This window comes from Hypericibacter terrae, assembly GCF_008728855.1.
Taxonomy (GTDB): Bacteria; Pseudomonadota; Alphaproteobacteria; order Dongiales; family Dongiaceae; genus Hypericibacter; species Hypericibacter terrae.
This window is the reverse complement of sequence record NZ_CP042906.1, coordinates 5,622,817-5,640,583: the sequence shown is the minus strand read 5'-3', so window position 1 is coordinate 5,640,583 and position 17,767 is coordinate 5,622,817. Positions and strand designations below refer to the sequence as shown.

Below are 17,767 nucleotides of genomic sequence, written 5' to 3'. Positions count from 1 at the left end.
ATGGCCGGATCCCACCATGAACCGACGCCTCAGGAACCACTTGGCCGGTTTCCGGTTCCTCAAGTCCTGGCCTGCTCTTTTTCCGACCATCGGCCCCCGGAGCGTCGTACGCCCAAGGGCCAAAGCCTAACTTGCCAAACCATTGACATGGAACATGCCTTGCCCTGGGCCGGCGATTTTCCTATCTAACTGACACGGACCGGATAGCATCAAGCCGGAGCGCGAGTGCCGGCGCGGGTTTTCCGCCCGGCCGAGGCGGCGTGATCTAGCCCAAGGCTGGGGCCGCCGTCCAGCGGCTCCCGAATATCGATCGAATGGCGGCTTCTCGGCCGGTCTCGACGACCGGAGATCGAGGGTTGGCCCAGCAAGGCGGGCTTCATGGGCGGCGGTTTCCAGTTTCTCGACATCCTGTTCTTCGCTGCGATCGCGGTGTTCCTGGTGTTTCGCCTGCGCAGCGTGCTGGGCAAGCGCGTCGGCACGGAGCAGAAGAACGCGCGCGACTATGCCGACAAGCGGCTGAACCCCGAGAAGCCGGCAAACGACGTCAGGCGCGACGACGACAAGGTGGTGGCGTTGCCCGATCGCACCGGCGATCGCAACGCAAAGCCCGCTGCGGCGGGCGAGCCCGCGGCCGATGCGGCGCCGGCGGGTCCGCTCGAGCTCGGGCTGGCGCAGATCCGTGCGGTCGATCCCGGCTTCTCCAAGGACGGCTTCCTCGGCGGCGCCAAGGCGGCGTTCGAGATGATCGTGGGCGCCTATGCGGCCGGCGATGTCGGCACGCTGCGCCCGCTATTGTCGAACGACGTCTTCGAGCGCTTCAAGGGCGCCATCGAACAGCGGCGCAAGGCGGGCGAGACGCTCACGACCACGCTGGTCGGAATCAAATCCGCCGAGATCATCGAGGCAAGCCTGCAGGATCGCATCGCCAGCGTGACGGTGAAATTCGTCTCGGAGCAGGTCAATGTCACGACCGACGCCGGCGGCAAGGTGGTCGATGGCGATGCGTCGCAGGTGACGACCGTTACCGACATCTGGACCTTCACGCGCAACACCCGCACGCGCGACCCGAACTGGTCGCTGGTTGCGACCCGCAGCCCGAACTGATCGTTCGAGCCCTGCCCTTCATGATTCCGATCAAGGCGATTCCGCGCCAGTCCTGGATCGGCCTCGCTCTGCTGTTGCTCGCGGCTTGCGCGGAGAAACCGTCCGAGAAGCCGGCACCGCTGCTCACTCTGGCGCCGGTCGAATTCTCGAAGCTCTCGGGCTGGAATGGCGACGATCAGAGCCAGGCGCTGCCGGCGTTGTTGCGCAGCTGCGCGCGGCTCGAGAAGCAGCCGGCGGACAAGCCCGTCGGGCCCGACGGCATGGCCGGGACCGTCGCCGATTGGCTGGGTCCCTGCCAGAGCGCGAAGTCGCTGCCGGCGGGCGACGCCGAGGCCGCGCGGCGATTCTTCGAAGGCGCGTTCCAGCCCTTCGTCGTGGCCGACCGCAAGGATCCGCAAGGCCTCTTCACCGGCTATTACGAACCGGAGCTTGCCGGGTCACGCGCCCCCGACGCGACCCACAATGTGCCGCTCTATCGGCGGCCCGACGATCTGATCCTGGTCAATCTCGGCGACTTCCGCGCCGATCTGAAAGGCGATTCCATCGCGGGCCGTGTCATCGACGGCACGCTCAAGCCCTACTACACCTATCAGGAGATCGACGAAGGTGCGCTCAAGGGCAAGGATCTCGAGCTGGTCTGGGTCGCCGATCCGATCGACGCCTTCTTCCTCCATATCCAGGGCTCGGGGCTGATCCGCTTCGCCGACGGCAGCTCGATGCAGGTCGGCTATGCGGCGAAGAATGGCCAGCCCTTCGTCGCCATCGGCAAGACGCTGCTCGACCAGGGCGAGCTGCAGAAGGGCCAGGTCACGACGCAGTCGATCAAGGAATGGCTGCGCACGCACCCCGACCGCGCCGCCTCGATCATGTATATGAACCGCTCCTATATCTTCTATCGCGAGATCAAGGGCGACGGCCCGATCGGCGCGCAAGGCGTGGCGCTGACGGCGGGGCGCAGCCTCGCGGTCGATACCAAGCTGATGCCGCTGGGCGCGCCGATCTGGCTCGACACCACCTGGCCCGCCGACACGCCCGAGGCCGATCGGCCGTTGCAGCGCCTCGTGGTGGCGCAGGACACCGGCGGCGCCATCAAGGGTGCCGTGCGCGGCGACATCTTTTTCGGCTCGGGCGAGCAGGCGCTCGACTATGCCGGTCGCATGAAGCAGCCGGGACGCTATTATCTCTTGCTGCCGCGCGCAGTCGCCTCACGCCGCGCGGCGGCGAGCTGAACAATGTTGACGTGGAAGCCATGCTCCTTCCTTTTCTTTCCTCTCCATCCGCGAAGCAGGGGGAGAGGATCAAGGTGAGGGGGCTCTCGATGACATGCGAGTTCCCGAAGGGTGCGTTCTTTCCTGCGACCATCCCCCTCACCCAGCTCCGGCTAGATTTCGGCTGCGCCTCAACCAAGCCTACGCGTCCCTCTCCCCCACGTCGTGGGGGCGAGGAAAGAAACAGCGGAACCGCTTATGACGGACGCAAGCATGCAAGATAGCCCCCACGTCGCGCTCCTGGTCACCTGTCTGGTGGATCTGATGCGACCGGAGATCGGGTTCGCCGCGGTCAAGCTGCTGGAGCAGGCGGGTTGCCGCGTCTCGGTGCCCGAGGCGCAGACCTGCTGCGGCCAGCCGGCCTATAACTCCGGCGATCGCGCCGATGCGCAGGCGATCGCGCGCCAGGTCATCGCCGCGTTCGAGCCCTTCGATTACGTGGTGGTGCCGTCGGGCTCCTGTGCCGGCATGGTTCATGCGCATTACCCTGCGCTCTTCGCCGACGATCCGGCCTGGCGCCCGCGCGCCGAGGCCGTCGCCGCCAAGACCCATGAGCTGGTCTCGTTCCTGACTGATCAGCGCGGCGTCACCAGCGTGCCGGCGCATCTCGACGCCGTCGCGACCTATCACGATTCCTGCTCGGGCTTGCGCGAGCTCAAGATCCGGGAGCAGCCGCGCCAGCTGCTGAAGACCGTGACCGGTCTGACGCTCAAGGAACTCGAGGGCAGCGAGGCCTGCTGCGGCTTCGGCGGCACCTTCTGCGTCAAATATGGCCCGATCTCCGATCGCATCGTCGCCGACAAGACCGCCGATATCGCCGCGACCGGCGCCGACCTGCTGCTGGCGGGCGATCTCGGCTGTCTCATGAACATGGCCGGGAAACTCACGCGCCAGGGCCACAAGATCGATTGCCGCCACGTGGCCGAGGTGCTGGCCGACATGACCGACGGCCCGCCCATCGGGCGCGGTCAGGTCGAGCCGTTGTAGGATCGCGCCATGAACGCCCCCACGGCTCCCTTCGTCGGTATCTCCGATCCTGCCCAAGGCCCGCGCAGCCCTTCGGCCGTCGGTCACGGCGTCAGCGACCAGTTCAAGCACAATGCCGATCTGGCGCTGGGCGACGCCAAGCTGCAGGTGGCGCTGGCGGAGATGCGCTCGAGCTTCAAGGGCCGCAACGAGGCGGCGCGCAAAGGCCTGCCGGAATTCCAGGCGCTCAGCGACCATGCCAAGGCGATCAAGCAGCATGTGCTGGCCAACCTCGACTACTATCTGGAGCGGTTCGAGGCCAAGGTGAAGGCGGCCGGCGGCCAGGTGCATTGGTGCAACGATGCGGCCGAAGCGCGCGACAAGGTGCTGGCGATCTGCCGGTCGGCGGGTGCGCGCACGGTCACCAAGGGCAAGACGATGGTGGGCGAGGAGATCGCCATCAACCACCATCTGGAAGCCAACGGCATTCTCCCGGTGGAGACCGACCTCGGCGAATACATCATCCAGCTGCGGGGCGAGACGCCGAGCCACATCATCGCGCCGGCGATCCATGTCAGCAAAGAGGGCGTCGCCGACACCTTCCGCGCCCACCATACCGACCTCGACCCGGCGCGGCCCCTGTCGGAGATCACGGCCATGCTGGCCGAGGCCCGCGGAAAGCTCCGGGCCCGGTTCCTGGCGGCGGATGTCGGCATCACCGGCGCCAATTTTCTCATCGCCGAGACCGGTTCCAGCGTCATCGTCACCAACGAGGGCAATGGCGACCTGACCCAGACCCTGCCCAAGATCCATATCGTGCTGGCCGGGATCGAGAAGGTGGTCCCGACGCTCGAGGACGCGACCGCGATCTTCCGGGTGCTGGCGCGCTCCGCCACGGGCCAGGAGATGTCGGTCTATACGACGGTCTCGACCGGCCCCCGCCGGGCCCACGACCTGGACGGGCCGGGCGAGTATCACGTCATCCTGCTGGATAACGGCCGCAGCGGCGTCCTGGGCACCGAGTTCGAGGATATGCTGCGCTGCATCCGCTGCGGCGCCTGCATGGACCATTGCCCGGTCTATCACGCCATCGGCGGCCATGCTTACGGCTCGGTCTATCCGGGCCCGATCGGGGCGGTGCTGACCCCGGCCCTGTTCGGGCTGGCGCATTCCAAGGACCTGCCCAACGCCTCGACCCTCTGCGGGCGCTGCGAAAGCGTCTGCCCGATGCAGATTCCCCTGCCCAAGATGCTGCGGCAATGGCGCGAGCGCAGTTTCGAGCGCCATCTGGCCCCGGCACGGGAGCGCTGGGGAATCAAAGCCTGGGCCTGGCTCGCCCGGCATCCGCAAATCTACCGAGGGGCCATGGCCCTGGCCGCCCGGTTGCTGCGCCGGCCGGCCACAGGCCGGATCCGGCATCTCCCATTAGGCGGGGCCTGGACCGCCGGCCGCGACTTCCCGGCGGCCTCCGGGCGGACCTTCCAAGAGCAATGGCGCCGGCGCGCCCGTCCTTGACCGGGAACGGCGGCGGTTCCCTTCCCTCTCCGCGAAATGATCGGGGAGGCGATTGTTTTTCTCCCGGCACTCGTTGAAAATTGTCCATGGACGCTTCGGCGGCGAAGCGAGTGGGGGAGGCATTACAATGACGCGTTGGATAAAGTGGGTGGGGCTTGCGGTGGCGGCGGCGTGGATGACCTTTGCGGCGACGCCAGCCCATGCGGATTTCTCGGTCTGCAACAAGAGTTCCTACAAGATCTTCGTTGCGTTCGGCTATTGGAGCGCCAAGGACAAGGCCTGGACCTCCGAGGGCTGGTGGACGCTCGAGAAGGGCGACTGCCAGATCGTCTACAAGCCGAATCTCGATCAGGAGAAATATTACGTCTACGCGGAATCGACCGACCATGATTACACTTGGTCGGGCAAATATCCGTTCTGCGCCTCGGATGACGAGTTCACGATCGTCGGCGATTCCGAGTGCAAGTCGCGCGGTTACTACTCGGTCGACTTCTTCGAGGTCGAAGTGGGCGACAAGCGCGATTTCACGCAAGACCTGGTCGATTGAGATCGATGAGATGCGGATCGTCTGGATGGCAGGCGATCCGCATCGTCCTTTCGGCTTCGGATTGACGTCGAGGGCGGCGCCTCGCGCCGCGAGAGTACAGAGTTTGATTCCGATCACACGGTCATCGCGATGACCGACGCACGCGCCGAGATCCTGGGCCGGTTGCGCCGCGCCCTCAAGCGCGACGCCCTGGATGCCAAGGCCGCTTCCGGCATCGAAGCCCGGGTGGCGGCCCATGCGCCCGGCCCCATTCCGGCCCGCACCCAACTGGATCGTGAAGGGCTGATTGCGCTCTTCAGCACCAAGCTGCAGGGCGTGGCGGGCACGGTCGAGCGGCTGGGTTCGCTGAACGACGTACCGGCGGCGGTCGCGAAATATCTCGCCCGCCATAACCTGCCGGCCGCGGTCAAGCTGGCGCCGGCACCGATGCTGTCGCAGATCGACTGGTCGGGCCAGCCCATGATCGAGCTCTCGTCGGGCCGCAGCGACGGCAACGATCTGGTGTCGTTGACGCCGGCCTTTGCCGCGGTCGCGGAGACCGGCACGCTGATGCTGACCTCGAGCGCCGAGACGCCGACCACGCTCCATTTCCTGCCCGACCATCATATCGTGGTGCTGCCCTTGTCGCGGCTGGTGGGTCCCTTCGAGGAGGCCTGGGCGAAGCTGCGCGCTTCGACCGGCGGCGGCCAGATGCCGCGCACGGTCAATCTGGTGACGGGTCCCTCGCGCAGCGCCGATATCGGGCTGGTGCCGCAGCTGGGCGCCCATGGCCCGCGCCGGATCCATGTGCTGCTGGTCGATGACGACGCGCAAGCCTAGCGCCGACGAACAGGCCCTGTTCCGCGAGGCGATGCAGGGCGCCAAGCCGATTGCGCGCAAGAAGCGCGTGTCGAGCTCCGCCGTCAACACCGCGCCTGCCGTCACCCCCGCGAAAGCGGGGGCCCAAGCCTCAGCCGACAGCGCTGGCGGCCCCATGGATCCCCGCTTTCGCGGGGACGACAAACGGAGGGGCAGCCCGGTGGCGCCGGCGCCGAAGGCAAAGCCGCCGCTGGATGCGGGCCGCATCGCCGATCTCGACAAGCGCACCGGCGAACGCTTCAAGCGCGGAGAGATGGCGATCGACGCCAAGATCGATCTTCATGGGCTCACCCAAGCCGAGGCTCACGACAAGCTGCAGGGCTTTCTCGCCAAGGCCGCTGCTGGCGGCAAGCGCTGCGTGCTGATCGTGACCGGGAAAGGTGCGGGCGGCTGGGGCGTGCTGCGCGATGCCGTGCCGCGCTGGCTGAACGAGCCCGAGATGCGCCGCCATCTCCTGGCCTTCTCGCTGGCGCAGCCCCGCCATGGGGGTGCGGGCGCGCTCTATGCGCTCCTGAAACGGAAACGCGAGCCGTGACGCCCTTCGGCCAGCGCCTGCGCGAGCTGCGCGCCGAGCGCAAGCGCACGCTGAAAGACATGGCGGCGGTACTGAAGGTGAGCTCGGCCTATCTCTCGGCCCTCGAGCATGGCCATCGCGGGAAACCTTCGTCAGGCCTGGTGCAGCAGATCGCCGCTTATTTCAACCTCGCCTGGGACGATGTCGACGAGCTCAAGCGTCTGGCGCTGATCTCCGATCCGCGCGTGACCATCGACACCTCGGGATTGTCGCCGGCGGCGACGGAACTCGCCAACACGCTGGCGGAGCGCATCGGCGATCTCGACGAAGTGACGATCGCGGCGCTGCGGAAGAAATTGGAGGGGTGAGGGCAACGACGCTGCTTCACTTTCCTCTCCGCCCGCGGAGCGGGGGGAGAGGGTTGCGAAGGCTTAGTCGGAGCGTAGCGGAGACTTGGCCGAAGCTGGGAGAGGTGGGTCTCTTCTTGCCGGCAACACCCTCTCCCAGCTTCGGCTAAGGCTCGACCTCGTCTCGCCTAAGCCTGCGCAACCCTCCCCCTCATTCATGAGGGGGAGGGAAGAGGACTACAGAATGAACTTGCTCAGATCCGCGTTCTTCGCGAGCGGCGCCAGGCGGTCGCGCACGTAGCCGGAATCGATCCGCAACACCGCGCCGGCATGGTCGGTGGCGGTGAAGCTGATCTCTTCCAGCACGCGCTCCATCACGGTGTGGAGGCGCCGCGCGCCGATGTTCTCGACGGCGCCATTGATCTCGGCGGCGAGGTCGGCCAGCGCGTCGATGCCGTCCTCGGTGAAATCGAGCTCGACCTCCTCGGTCTTGAGCAGCGCCACATATTGCTTGATGAGGCTGGCTTCGGGCTCGACCAGGATGCGCTTCAGGTCGTCGCGCGTGAGCGCCTTGAGCTCGACGCGGATCGGCAGGCGGCCCTGCAGCTCGGGCAGCAGATCCGAGGGCTTCGCCAGATGGAAGGCGCCCGACGCGATGAAGAGGATATGGTCGGTGCGGACCGCGCCATGCTTGGTGGTGACGGTGGTGCCCTCGATCAGCGGCAGCAGGTCGCGCTGCACGCCCTCGCGGCTGACATCGGCGCCCATGCGCTCGGAGCGCGCCGAGATCTTGTCGATCTCGTCGAGGAACACGATGCCGTTCTGCTCGACCGACTGGATCGCCTCGGCCACCACCTTCTCCTGATCCAGGAGATTGTCGCTTTCCTCGGCCATCAGGACCCCGTGCGATTCTTCCACGGTCAATTTCCGCTTCTTGGCGCGGCCGCCGAAGGCCTGGCCCAGCATGTCGCCGAGATTGACCATGCCGACCTGGGCGCCCGGCATGCCCGGAATCTCGAAGGTCGGCATGCCGCCGGAATCCTTCACCTTGATCTCGATCTCGCGGTCGTTGAGCTCGCCCGCGCGCAGCATCTTGCGGAACTTGGTGCGCGTCTCGGCCGAGGCGCCCTCGCCCACGAGCGCGTCCAGCACGCGCTCCTCGGCCAGGATCTCGGCCTTGGCGGCGACGTCGCGGCGCAAGCGCTCCTTGGTCATGGCGATGGCGATCTCGATCAGATCTCGGATGATCTGCTCGACATCGCGGCCGACATAGCCGACCTCGGTGAACTTGGTCGCCTCCACTTTCAGGAAGGGCGCCTGCGCCAGCTTTGCCAGGCGGCGCGCGATCTCGGTCTTGCCGACGCCGGTCGGCCCGATCATCAGGATGTTCTTGGGCTGCACTTCCTCGCGCAGCTCGGGGGCGAGCTGCTGGCGACGCCAGCGATTGCGCAGCGCGATCGCGACCGCGCGCTTGGCCTCCTGCTGGCCGACGATATAGCGGTCGAGCTCGGAGACGATCTCGCGCGGGCTGAAATTCGCGGCGGCCGGCGTGGCGGGCTCGGATTTGCGGGCGGTGGGTTGCACGTTCATAGCCGTTCCAGCGTCAGATTGCGGTTGGTGTAGATGCAGATGTCGGCCGCGATTTCCATGGAACGGCGCACGATCGCCTCGGCCGTCAGCTCCGGACGATCGAACAGCGCGCGCGCCGCGGCGAGCGCGAAGCTGCCGCCCGAGCCGATGCCGATGATGCCGTCCTCGGGCTCGAGCACGTCGCCATTGCCGGTCAGCACCAGGCTCACATTCTTGTCGGCGACCGCCATCATCGCCTCGAGCCGGCGCAGGTAACGATCCGTGCGCCAATCCTTGGCGAGCTCGACGCAGGCGCGCGTCAGCTGGCCCGGATGCTGCTCGAGCTTGGCTTCGAGCCGCTCGAACAGGGTGAAGGCGTCCGCAGTCGCGCCGGCAAAGCCGGCGATCACGTTGCCCTGGCCGAGCCGGCGCACTTTCTTGGCGTTCGACTTCATCACGGTGTTGCCGAAGCTCACCTGGCCGTCGCCGCCGATCACGATCTCGCTCCCTTTACGGACCGCGAGGATGGTCGTGCCGTGCCAGAGCGTCGAGGAAGAGGCGGTGGGAGAATTCATGGAAGGGTCGAAGGACATGGCGCTCAAATGGGGGGTTGGGTTCGGGGCCGCAAGCCGGGTGCGGTTATGCACCCCTCGCCATTCGGGCGACAGGGGCTTTCCGGGGCGAACCCGTCCGGCACCGCTTGTGGAAAATCTTTCGACCGTCCGTTCCCGGACTCGGGGATAATAGATATTTATTAGCAATATCAAATCTATAGGAAGATATCGCCATGGGGATAAAGCTGAGGGCAGAGCGGCGGGCTGCGGGGGCGGTTTTCGCGCTTGGGCCACCCCATATTCGCTTGTTAGTGTCCGCCCCGAACGACCATCCAGGCCGGGGTTTTCCCGGTCGCCGCCGGTCGGAACCTCCCCAGGCGGCGGGATAGATAAAGGTTCGACGAGCGCCATGGCCCTGTTTCAGGCCGAACCGGCCGAGACCGGCGGCAAACCCGCCTTCTCCACCGGCATCCTGCCCTACCAGTCGATCCGCGAGCTGGTGCGCGATCGCGAGATCGACGCGCTCGCCGGAATCGACGAGGACCAGCTGCAGCCGGCCAGCCTCGATCTGCGGCTGGGAGCGGTTGCCTATCGCGTGCCGGCCTCCTTCCTGCCGGGTCCCGATGCGACCGTCATGTCGAAGATCGAAGCCTTCGGTCTCTATCCGATCGATCTGCGCGACGGCGCGGTGCTGGAACGCGGTTGCGTCTATGTCGTGCCGCTCCAGGAGCATGTGGCGCTGGGCTCGCGCCTCTCGGCCTTCGCCAATCCGAAGAGTTCTACGGGCCGCCTCGACATCTTCACCCGTCTCATCGTCGACGGTGCGGTCGCCTTCGACCGGATCGAGCCCGGTTATCGCGGGCCGCTCTATGCCGAGATCGCGCCCAAGACCTTCTCGGTGCTGGTGCGCCAGGGCTCCCGGCTGAACCAGCTCCGGCTGCGCCGCGGCTCGCCGCCGACGAGCGGCGCCGCGCTGCGACGGCTCCATGAGCAGGTCCCGCTGGTCGACACGCCCGAGCGTGTCACCCTGCGCGAGGACAATCTCGGGCTGACGCTCGACCTCTCGGGCGATCCCGAGACCGGCCTCGTCGGCTTCCGTGCCAAGCGCCATGCCGATGTCATCGACATCGATCGCAAGGGTGCGCTCGATCCAAAGGATTTTTGGGATCCGATCTATGCCCGCAGCAAGGACAAGGCCAGCCGCGGCATCATCCTCAATCCCGACGATTTCTACATCCTCGCCACCAAGGAAGGCGTCACCGTCCCGCCCGACCATGCGGCCGAGATGGTGCCCTATGACACGCTGGTGGGCGAGTTCCGCGTGCATTATGCCGGCTTCTTCGATCCGGGCTTCGGCTACCACAATGCGCGCGGCGGCGGCACCAAGGCCGTGCTCGAGGTGCGCTCGCACGAGGTGCCCTTCATCCTCGAGCATGAGCAGATCGTCGGCTGGCTGCGCTATGAGCGGCTGATGGCCGAGCCCGAGAAGCTCTATGGCCGCGACCTGGGCTCGCATTACCAGAACCAGGGGCTGACGCTCGCCAAGCATTTCATGCCGTGGCGGTGAAGGACAGGATCTCGGGGCGACGTTCTTTCTCCTGACATTGCCTCAGCTTCTTTCGTCGTCGCTTGCTACTCCTGTCATCCCCGCATCCAACAACCGTCATCCCCGCGAAAGCGGGGACCCATCTTGATCCAGGGCGTCCAGCTTAGAGTTGGGTCCCCGCTTTCGCGGGGATGACAGGAGGAACAAGGGATGACGGTTGTTGTATGCGGTGACGATGAGTGCCGCCTGCGGCAACGAAGATAGAAATGAGGCTCCCTTGCGATCCGTTCTGACCCTCATCGCCGCCACCCCGGGCGCGCTTCGTGACGACGCGCTCACCGCCGCGCGCGACGCTCTGCTCGGGCTTGGCGCCGGCGTGGGTGCCGCCGACTGGCTGGCGCCGGGCCAGGCGTTCGACCTGCCGTTCGAGAATGTCGAAGCAGCTCAAGCCGAGCGCGCGCTGCGCGAGCGCTTCGCGGGCGCCGCCTTCGATCTCGCGGCGCAACCGGCTCAGAACCGGCGCAAGAGGCTGCTGGTCGCCGACATGGAATCGACCATCATCACGCGCGAGCTCCTGAACGAGCTGGCGGTCATCGCCGGGATCGGCCCCCAAATCATCCCGATCACGGAGCGCTCGATGCGCGGTGAAATCGATTTCGCGCAATCCCTGCGCGAGCGCGTGGCGCTGCTCAAGGGCTTGCCCGTCTCCCTGCTCGACCGCGTCGCCGCCCTGATCGAGCCGACCCCGGGTGCGCGCGCGCTGGTGCAGACCATGCGCGCCCACGGCGCCTATACCGCGCTCGTCTCCGGCGGCTTCGACTGCTTCACCGGGCTTGCGGCCAAACTTGTCGGCATGGACGAGGATCGCGCCAATCATCTGGTGATCGATGGCGAGGGGCTCGCGGGCCGCGTCAGCGAGCCCATTCTCGATCCTGCGGCGAAAAAAAATTCACTGCTGGAGATCGCGGCGGCGCGCGGGATCGCGGCGGCCGACGCAGCCGCGATCGGCGACGGCGCCAACGACATCCCGATGCTGCTGACCGCGGGGCTCGGTGCCGCTTTTCGCGGCAAGCCCGCGGTCGCGGCCGCCGCCCGATTCCGTCTCGATCATGCCGACCTGACGGGCTTGCTCTATCTGCAGGGCTACCATGCGAATGAATTCCGCGAGTAGCGCTTTGCACCTGCGAAGGATGCGTTACTCTCGCTGCCCCTGATCGGGCGGCGCCCTCGCAGGATCTGAACCGGCGAGCGCCGCTCGAACGAGCGAAGAGGACCCGCGCAGCCGATGTCGAACGCCCCCGCCCCCTTGCCTGCCTTGCCCAAACCCTCCCGCCTGCCGCAGCGCCCGCAATTCTCCTCGGGTCCTTGCGTGAAGCGGCCGGGCTGGTCGGCGGCGGCGCTGGCCGGGGCCTGTCTCGGCCGCTCCCATCGCGCCAAGGTCGGCAAGGCCAAGCTCGCCGAGGTACTCGACCGCAGCCGCGCGATCCTCGGCATCCCCAAGGATTACCGGATCGCGATCGTGCCGGGCTCCGATACCGGCGCCGTCGAGATGGCGCTCTGGTCGCTCCTGGGCGCGCGCGGCGTCGACATGCTGGCCTGGGAGAGCTTCGGCAAGGGCTGGCTCACCGACGTGGTGCAGCAGCTGAAGCTGACCGATGTGCGCAAGCTCGAGGCGCCTTACGGACGCCTCCCCGATCTGCGCAGCGTGGATTTCGCGCGCGACGTCATCTTCACCTGGAACGGCACCACCTCGGGCGTGCGCGTGCCGGACGGCAACTGGATTCCGGCCAGCCATGACGGGCTCGCGATCTGCGACGCCACCTCGGCCGTGTTCGCCATGGAGCTGCCCTGGGAGAAGCTCGATGTCGTGACCTGGTCCTGGCAGAAGGTGCTGGGGGGCGAAGCCGCGCATGGCATGCTGGTGGTGAGCCCGCGCGCGGTGGCGCGGCTCGAAAGTTACAAGCCCGCCTGGCCGCTGCCGAAGCTTTTCCAGATGACATCGAAGGGCAAGCTCAACGAAGGCCTGTTCAAGGGCGACACCATCAACACGCCCTCGCTGCTGGCGACCGAGGATGCGATCGATTCCCTGAAATGGGCCGAGCAGATCGGCGGCCTCAAGGCGCTGATGATCCGCACGCAAGCGAACTTCAACGCGATCGAGCGCTGGGTCGAGCGCAGCGACTGGGTCGATTTCCTGGCCGAAGATCCGGCCACCCGCTCGCCGACCTCGGTCTGCCTGCGGCTGGTCGATCCCTGGTTCTGGGAACTCGAGGCCGAGCAGCAGGCGAAGACCGCGAAGGCCCTGGCCGACCGGCTCGAGGCCGAGGGTGCCGCCTTCGATGTCGGCGCCTATCGCGACGCGCCCTCCGGCCTTCGCATCTGGGCCGGCGCCACGGTCGAGACCGCCGACCTGGAGGCGCTCTTCCCCTGGCTCGACTGGGCTTACGAGTCCTTGCGCAACGAGGCGCGCTGAGCCCTTTCCCTCCTGATTCGCGAGGAGTCCCTATGACCCGCGTATTGATTGCCGACGATCTGAGCCCGCGCGCCGCCGAGATCTTCCGCGAGCGCGGCATCGAAGCCGATGTCAAGGTGGGGCTCTCGCCCGCCGAGCTCGAATCCATCATCGCCGGCTATGACGGCCTCGCCGTGCGCTCCGCCACCAAGGCGACCGCGAAGATCATCGCCGCCGCGACCCGCCTCAAGGTGATCGGGCGCGCCGGCATCGGCGTCGACAATGTCGACATCCCGGCCGCGACCCAGCGCGGCATCGTGGTGATGAACACGCCCCACGGCAATTCGGTCACCACGGCCGAACATGCGATCGCCATGATGTTCGCGCTCGCCCGCCAGATTCCGGCCGCCGACCTCTCGACCCAGGCCGGCAAATGGGAGAAGTCGCGCTTCGTCGGCGTCGAGCTGATGGGCAAGGTGCTGGGCATCGTCGGCTGCGGCAATATCGGCTCGATCGTGGCCGACCGCGCGCAGGGGCTGAAGATGAAGGTGATCGCCTTCGATCCCTATCTCTCCGACGACCGTGCCAAGGACCTCAATGTCGAGAAGGTCTCGCTCGACCAGCTCTTCGCCCGCGCCGATTTCATCACGCTGCACACGCCCCTGACCGACGGCACCCGCCATATGATCAACGCCGGTGCCATCGCCAAGATGAAGCCCGGCGTGCGCATCATCAATTGCGCGCGCGGCGAGCTGGTGGTCGAGGAGGATCTGAAGGCGGCGCTGGCCTCCGGCCAGGTCGCCGGCCTCGCTCTCGACGTGTTCGCGGTCGAGCCCGCCAAGAGCAACCTGCTCTTCGGCTCGGACAAGCTGGTGGCGACGCCGCATCTGGGCGCCTCGACCGCCGAGGCGCAGGAAAAGGTGGCCCTTCAGGTGGCCGAGCAGATGGCGGATTTCCTGCTCACGGGCGCCGTCACCAACGCGCTCAACATGCCCTCGGTCACGGCCGAGGAGGCGCCGCGCCTGCGGCCCTATATGGCGCTGGCGCAGCAGCTCGGATCCTTCGCCGGTCAGATGACGCATTCCGGCCTGAAGGCCGTGAAGATCGAATATGAGGGCCATGCGGCCGAGCTCAACACGCGGCCGCTGACGGCCGTCGCGCTGGCGGGGCTGCTGGGACCGCTGCTCGACAGCGTCAACATGGTCAACGCACCCGTGATCGCGCGCGAGCGCAATATCGAGGTGAGCGAGATCAAGCATAGCCGCCCCAGCGACTATCAGACTTTGATCCGGCTGACCGTGACGACGGACCGGCAGAGCCGCGACGTGGCCGGCACGCTCTTCGGCGGCGACAAGCCGCGGCTGGTGCAGATCAAGGGCATCGCGGTCGAAGCCGAGCTCGGCCACCACATGCTCTATGTCACCAACCGCGACAAGCCCGGCTTCATCGGCCGGCTCGGCACGCTGCTGGGCGCCGAGGGCGTCAATATCGCGACCTTCCATCTCGGCCGCTCGGGCCCCGGCGAGGACGCGATCGCGCTGATCGAGGTGGATGAGCGGCTGGATGACGCGCTCCTCGCGCGCATCCGCCAGATCCCCGACGTGGTGCAGGCGACGGCGCTGTCGTTCTGAGGCGCGAGGTCGCGAGCGAAGAGGATTTCGTCACAAGAACCTCCCGGTCCGACTCTGCCGCGGATACGCGACCGGGTGGACGGTTCGAGCCACAAGCCATACAATCCCTGCCGTTGCGTTCTGGCGACAGGCGATGGCAGCGCATGGCTGGAGAACGCCCTAAACGCCGTATTGCCGCGATCCTTGCCGCCGATATCGTCGGTTACAGCCGGCTGATGGAGCAGGACGAAAGCGGCACATTGGCAACGCTCAAAGCGCGCCGCCGCAGTCTCCTGGACCCTCTGGTCGCTCACTATCAAGGCCGTATCTTCAAGGTCGTCGGCGATGGTGTGCTCATCGAGTTCGCCAGCGCCGTCAATGCGGTGCAATGCGCGGTCGACCTCCAGCAGGGCATGGCGGCGGCAAACAGCGATGTCTCGCAGGATCGTCAGATTGTCCTGCGCGTAGGGATCAATTTGGGCGACATCATGGTCGAAGGCGCCGACCTCTATGGGGAGGCTGTGAATATCGCGGCGCGCCTCGAGGGTATCGCTGAGCCGGGGAGCATCCTCCTGTCCGGCACCGCTTACGACCACATCAAGAACAAGATCAAGGCCGGTTTTGACGATCTGGGACCACAGAGCCTGAAGAACATCACGGAGCCGGTTCGCACCTATCGCGTCGCTGCGTTGGCTACGGACGTGGCGGCACCCAAGGCCGCAAGCGAAAAGCCGTCGATTGCCGTGCTCCCCTTCACCAACATGTCCGGCGACCCGGAGCAGCAATATTTCAGCGACGGCATCACCGAAGACATCATTACCGAGCTTGCGCGCTTTCACAGTCTGCTCGTTATCGCGCGCAATTCCTCGTTCCAGTATCGCGACAAGGCGATCGACGTGAAGCGCGTGGGGCGGGAGCTGGGCGCACGCTATATCGTTGAAGGGAGTGTGCGAAAGATCGGCTCGCGCATTCGCATCACGGCGCAACTCGTGGACGCCGCGACCGGGAGCCATCTCTGGGCGGAGCACTATGACCGGGAGCTGCAGGACATCTTCGCCATCCAGGACGAGGTCGTCACGACGATTATCGGGCGAATGGTCGGGCAAGTCGAGACCGCTGGCATCGGCCTGCTGCGGCGCAAGCGCACGGAGAATCTTGCCGCCTACGACTACCTGCTGCACGGCATCGAATGCATGAGCCGCTATGACATCGTCGGCCTCGAGCAGGCGCTCCTCATGTTCCGGAATGCGATCGCCCTCGACCCCGATTTTGCCCAGGCCTATGCCAAACTCTCCATGGTCCTGGTCAACGACTACTGGGCTAGGGCTTACGGGATGCTCGGCGCCGGCACTCTCCGGGATGAGGCCATCGAGGCCGGGAAAAAAGCGGTGGCGCTCGACAGTAGCGATGCTCAATGCCACCAGGCGCTGGCCCATGCCTATCTGTGCCGGCGATCGTTCGATCTCGCGGATTATCATCTCGGCATGGCAACCCGGCTCAACCCCAACGATTCGGAGCTTGTCGCTCATCGCGCTTGGTTCGAACTCTGCGCCGGCCGGCCGAACGAAGCGCTTGCCTGGCTCGATCAGGCGGTGCAGCTCAACCCAAATCCGCGGACCTGGTACTGGGAACTCCGCGGCCTGGCGCTCTATCACCTGAGACGCTATGCCGATGCCTTATCGGCCTTCGAACGCATTTCCTCGGGGCCGGTCTATATCGATCGTTTTCGCGCCGCCTGCCACGCCCAGCTTGGCCAGCTCGATGAAGCGCATGCCATCGTGGCCCAGGCGCTCACGCGAGACCCGGACTTCTCCTTGCGCCAGTTTGCCTTGGTGGAGCCCTACAAGTCGCGCGCCGATCTCGACCATATGATCGACGGCATGCGCAAGGCGGGTCTGCCCGAGTGATCGTATGGCGAGGTGAACCCCACGACGGACGATTCCGGGGGCCGGTGGCCCGCTAACGCGGCTTCGTGTCGATCGCCAGCAGCGCGTTCACCAGCTCGCGCAAGCCCCGCTGCAGCAGCTTGTCGCGGCGCAGCACGACGCCCAGGCGGCGCGACAGCCGCGGCACCAGCGGCCTCACCTCCAGACCGTCGCGCTTGCCGTCGGCGGTCACGGCCATGCGCGGCAGGATGCTGCAGCCGAGCCCGGCGCTCACCAGCCGCTTCATCGCCTCGACATGGCCGAGCTCCATCACCGGCTTGACGCGCCGCCCGGCGCGCAGGAACCAGGCCTCGACGATGTCGCGCGAGGTGGCGCCGGGATCCTCCAGCACGACCGGCAACTGGGCCAGCGCCGCGGGCATGGCGGCCGCGGGAATGCGCTCTTCGCCGGCGGCGAAGACCGCCACGAACTCGTCCTCGAGCACGGGCGTTACCTGAAAGCCGCGGCCGGGCACCGGCAGGGTCAGCAGCCCGACATCGATTGCATTGTCCTCGAGCGCCTTCAGATGGTCGCCGGTGTTGCCCGTGAAGACCACGATCTCGAGCGCGGGGAAGCGCCGCCGCAGATCCTTGAGCAGGGGCGGCAGCAGATAGGTGCAGGCGGTGCCGCCCGTGCCGAGCCGCACGCGGCCGCCGACGGTCGTGGCATGGCCGGCCATGGCTTCGAGCGCATCGGCGAGCGCGCCGTCGATCCGCCGGACATGGACCAGCAGTTCGGTGCCCGCGGCGGTCGGCGCCGCGCGCCGCCCCACGCGCTCGATCAATGCCACGCCGAGGCGCCGCTCGAGCTCCTTCATCTGCAGGCTCACCGCCGGCTGCGTCAGATGGAGATGAGCGGCGGCGACCGAGAAGCTGCCATGCTCGATCACGGCGGCGAAGCTATGGAGATGGTCCGGATTGAGCCCGCGCATGTCAAAGTTTTCCTTATGGAAAGTATAATATCTCCAAATTTCTCTTATTCAACGCGAGGCC

16 protein-coding genes are annotated in these 17,767 nt (G+C 66.6%); 13 read left to right on the top strand and 3 right to left on the bottom strand.

The annotated features are described in order from the left end of the window. Positions 1–378 precede the first annotated feature (378 nt). The 8 genes from FRZ44_RS25845 to FRZ44_RS25810 all read left to right on the top strand — a co-directional run bounded on the left by FRZ44_RS25845 (position 379) and on the right by FRZ44_RS25810 (position 7,140). The gene (locus FRZ44_RS25845; RefSeq protein ID WP_151179895.1) at positions 379–1,104 is read left to right on the top strand and encodes a Tim44/TimA family putative adaptor protein; all 726 of its coding nucleotides are present in this window, start codon (positions 379–381) and stop codon (positions 1,102–1,104) included. Between the two features lie 20 nt (positions 1,105–1,124). Next, a complete protein-coding gene (gene mltA / locus FRZ44_RS25840; RefSeq protein ID WP_151179894.1) occupies positions 1,125–2,333 on the top strand; it encodes a murein transglycosylase A in 1,209 nt (402 codons plus the stop codon). Positions 2,334–2,585: 252 nt separating this feature from the next. After that, positions 2,586–3,359, top strand: coding sequence for a (Fe-S)-binding protein (locus FRZ44_RS25835; RefSeq protein WP_225308451.1), 774 nt, complete (start codon positions 2,586–2,588; stop codon positions 3,357–3,359). A gap of 9 nt (positions 3,360–3,368) precedes the next feature. Beyond that, on the top strand, positions 3,369–4,853 hold the full coding sequence (locus tag FRZ44_RS25830; RefSeq protein WP_151179892.1) for a LutB/LldF family L-lactate oxidation iron-sulfur protein: 1,485 nt from the start codon (positions 3,369–3,371) through the stop codon (positions 4,851–4,853). 127 nt (positions 4,854–4,980) lie between these two features. After that, the gene (locus FRZ44_RS25825) at positions 4,981–5,400 is read left to right on the top strand and encodes a DUF1036 domain-containing protein (protein ID WP_151179891.1); all 420 of its coding nucleotides are present in this window, start codon (positions 4,981–4,983) and stop codon (positions 5,398–5,400) included. 129 nt (positions 5,401–5,529) lie between these two features. Beyond that, positions 5,530–6,219, top strand: coding sequence for a LutC/YkgG family protein (locus FRZ44_RS25820; RefSeq protein ID WP_151179890.1), 690 nt, complete (start codon positions 5,530–5,532; stop codon positions 6,217–6,219). Continuing rightward, a complete protein-coding gene (locus tag FRZ44_RS25815) occupies positions 6,200–6,793 on the top strand; it encodes a Smr/MutS family protein (protein WP_191908302.1) in 594 nt (197 codons plus the stop codon). Before FRZ44_RS25820 ends, FRZ44_RS25815 begins: the two co-directional genes overlap by 20 nt. After that, the gene (locus FRZ44_RS25810; RefSeq protein WP_151179888.1) at positions 6,790–7,140 is read left to right on the top strand and encodes a helix-turn-helix domain-containing protein; all 351 of its coding nucleotides are present in this window, start codon (positions 6,790–6,792) and stop codon (positions 7,138–7,140) included. The genes FRZ44_RS25815 and FRZ44_RS25810 overlap by 4 nt, the downstream gene beginning before the upstream one ends. A gap of 216 nt (positions 7,141–7,356) precedes the next feature. On the opposite strand, the gene hslU is transcribed toward FRZ44_RS25810, so the two are convergent. Both hslU and hslV read right to left on the bottom strand, forming a co-directional pair. Further along, positions 7,357–8,709: an ATP-dependent protease ATPase subunit HslU gene (gene hslU / locus FRZ44_RS25805; protein WP_151179887.1), complete on the bottom strand. Its 1,353-nt coding sequence runs from the start codon at positions 8,707–8,709 to the stop codon at positions 7,357–7,359. Then, positions 8,706–9,263, bottom strand: a complete 558-nt coding sequence (hslV, locus tag FRZ44_RS25800; protein WP_151179886.1) for an ATP-dependent protease subunit HslV — start codon at positions 9,261–9,263, stop codon at positions 8,706–8,708. Before hslV ends, hslU begins: the two co-directional genes overlap by 4 nt. Before the next feature lie 388 nt (positions 9,264–9,651). On the opposite strand from hslV, the gene FRZ44_RS25795 reads away from it, so the two are divergent. The 5 genes from FRZ44_RS25795 (at position 9,652) to FRZ44_RS25775 (ending at position 16,757) form a co-directional block, all read left to right on the top strand. Next, on the top strand, positions 9,652–10,809 hold the full coding sequence (locus tag FRZ44_RS25795; protein WP_151179885.1) for a 2'-deoxycytidine 5'-triphosphate deaminase: 1,158 nt from the start codon (positions 9,652–9,654) through the stop codon (positions 10,807–10,809). A 256-nt stretch (positions 10,810–11,065) separates the two neighbouring features. Beyond that, complete coding sequence (gene serB, locus FRZ44_RS25790; RefSeq protein ID WP_151179884.1) at positions 11,066–11,959, top strand: phosphoserine phosphatase SerB; 894 nt, start codon at positions 11,066–11,068, stop codon at positions 11,957–11,959. Between the two features lie 114 nt (positions 11,960–12,073). Continuing rightward, positions 12,074–13,261 (top strand): phosphoserine transaminase, encoded by a 1,188-nt coding sequence (locus tag FRZ44_RS25785; protein ID WP_151179883.1) that lies wholly within the window; start codon positions 12,074–12,076, stop codon positions 13,259–13,261. Positions 13,262–13,293: 32 nt separating this feature from the next. Next, a complete protein-coding gene (serA, locus tag FRZ44_RS25780; RefSeq protein ID WP_151179882.1) occupies positions 13,294–14,871 on the top strand; it encodes a phosphoglycerate dehydrogenase in 1,578 nt (525 codons plus the stop codon). 143 nt (positions 14,872–15,014) lie between these two features. Next, entirely contained in the window at positions 15,015–16,757 is a 1,743-nt protein-coding gene (locus tag FRZ44_RS25775) for an adenylate/guanylate cyclase domain-containing protein (RefSeq protein ID WP_151179881.1), read from the top strand. Positions 16,758–16,809: 52 nt separating this feature from the next. Here FRZ44_RS25775 and FRZ44_RS25770 read toward each other — a convergent pair whose 3' ends face one another. After that, a complete protein-coding gene (locus tag FRZ44_RS25770) occupies positions 16,810–17,706 on the bottom strand; it encodes a LysR family transcriptional regulator (protein ID WP_151179880.1) in 897 nt (298 codons plus the stop codon). Positions 17,707–17,767: the final 61 nt, after the last annotated feature.

Excerpts from the sequence above, each read along its gene's own strand:
- FRZ44_RS25845 (WP_151179895.1), top strand. The coding sequence starts at position 379 with ATGGGCGGCGGTTTCCAGTTTCTCGACATCCTGTTCTTCGCTGCGATC.
- mltA (WP_151179894.1), top strand. The coding sequence starts at position 1,125 with ATGATTCCGATCAAGGCGATTCCGCGCCAGTCCTGGATCGGCCTCGCT.
- FRZ44_RS25835 (WP_225308451.1), top strand. The coding sequence starts at position 2,586 with ATGCAAGATAGCCCCCACGTCGCGCTCCTGGTCACCTGTCTGGTGGAT.
- FRZ44_RS25830 (WP_151179892.1), top strand. The coding sequence starts at position 3,369 with ATGAACGCCCCCACGGCTCCCTTCGTCGGTATCTCCGATCCTGCCCAA.
- FRZ44_RS25825 (WP_151179891.1), top strand. The coding sequence starts at position 4,981 with ATGACGCGTTGGATAAAGTGGGTGGGGCTTGCGGTGGCGGCGGCGTGG.
- FRZ44_RS25820 (WP_151179890.1), top strand. The coding sequence starts at position 5,530 with ATGACCGACGCACGCGCCGAGATCCTGGGCCGGTTGCGCCGCGCCCTC.
- FRZ44_RS25815 (WP_191908302.1), top strand. The coding sequence starts at position 6,200 with ATGACGACGCGCAAGCCTAGCGCCGACGAACAGGCCCTGTTCCGCGAG.
- hslU (WP_151179887.1), bottom strand. The coding sequence starts at position 8,709 with ATGAACGTGCAACCCACCGCCCGCAAATCCGAGCCCGCCACGCCGGCC.
- hslV (WP_151179886.1), bottom strand. The coding sequence starts at position 9,263 with ATGAATTCTCCCACCGCCTCTTCCTCGACGCTCTGGCACGGCACGACC.
- FRZ44_RS25795 (WP_151179885.1), top strand. The coding sequence starts at position 9,652 with ATGGCCCTGTTTCAGGCCGAACCGGCCGAGACCGGCGGCAAACCCGCC.
- FRZ44_RS25785 (WP_151179883.1), top strand. The coding sequence starts at position 12,074 with ATGTCGAACGCCCCCGCCCCCTTGCCTGCCTTGCCCAAACCCTCCCGC.
- serA (WP_151179882.1), top strand. The coding sequence starts at position 13,294 with ATGACCCGCGTATTGATTGCCGACGATCTGAGCCCGCGCGCCGCCGAG.
- FRZ44_RS25775 (WP_151179881.1), top strand. The coding sequence starts at position 15,015 with ATGGCTGGAGAACGCCCTAAACGCCGTATTGCCGCGATCCTTGCCGCC.
- FRZ44_RS25770 (WP_151179880.1), bottom strand. The coding sequence starts at position 17,706 with ATGCGCGGGCTCAATCCGGACCATCTCCATAGCTTCGCCGCCGTGATC.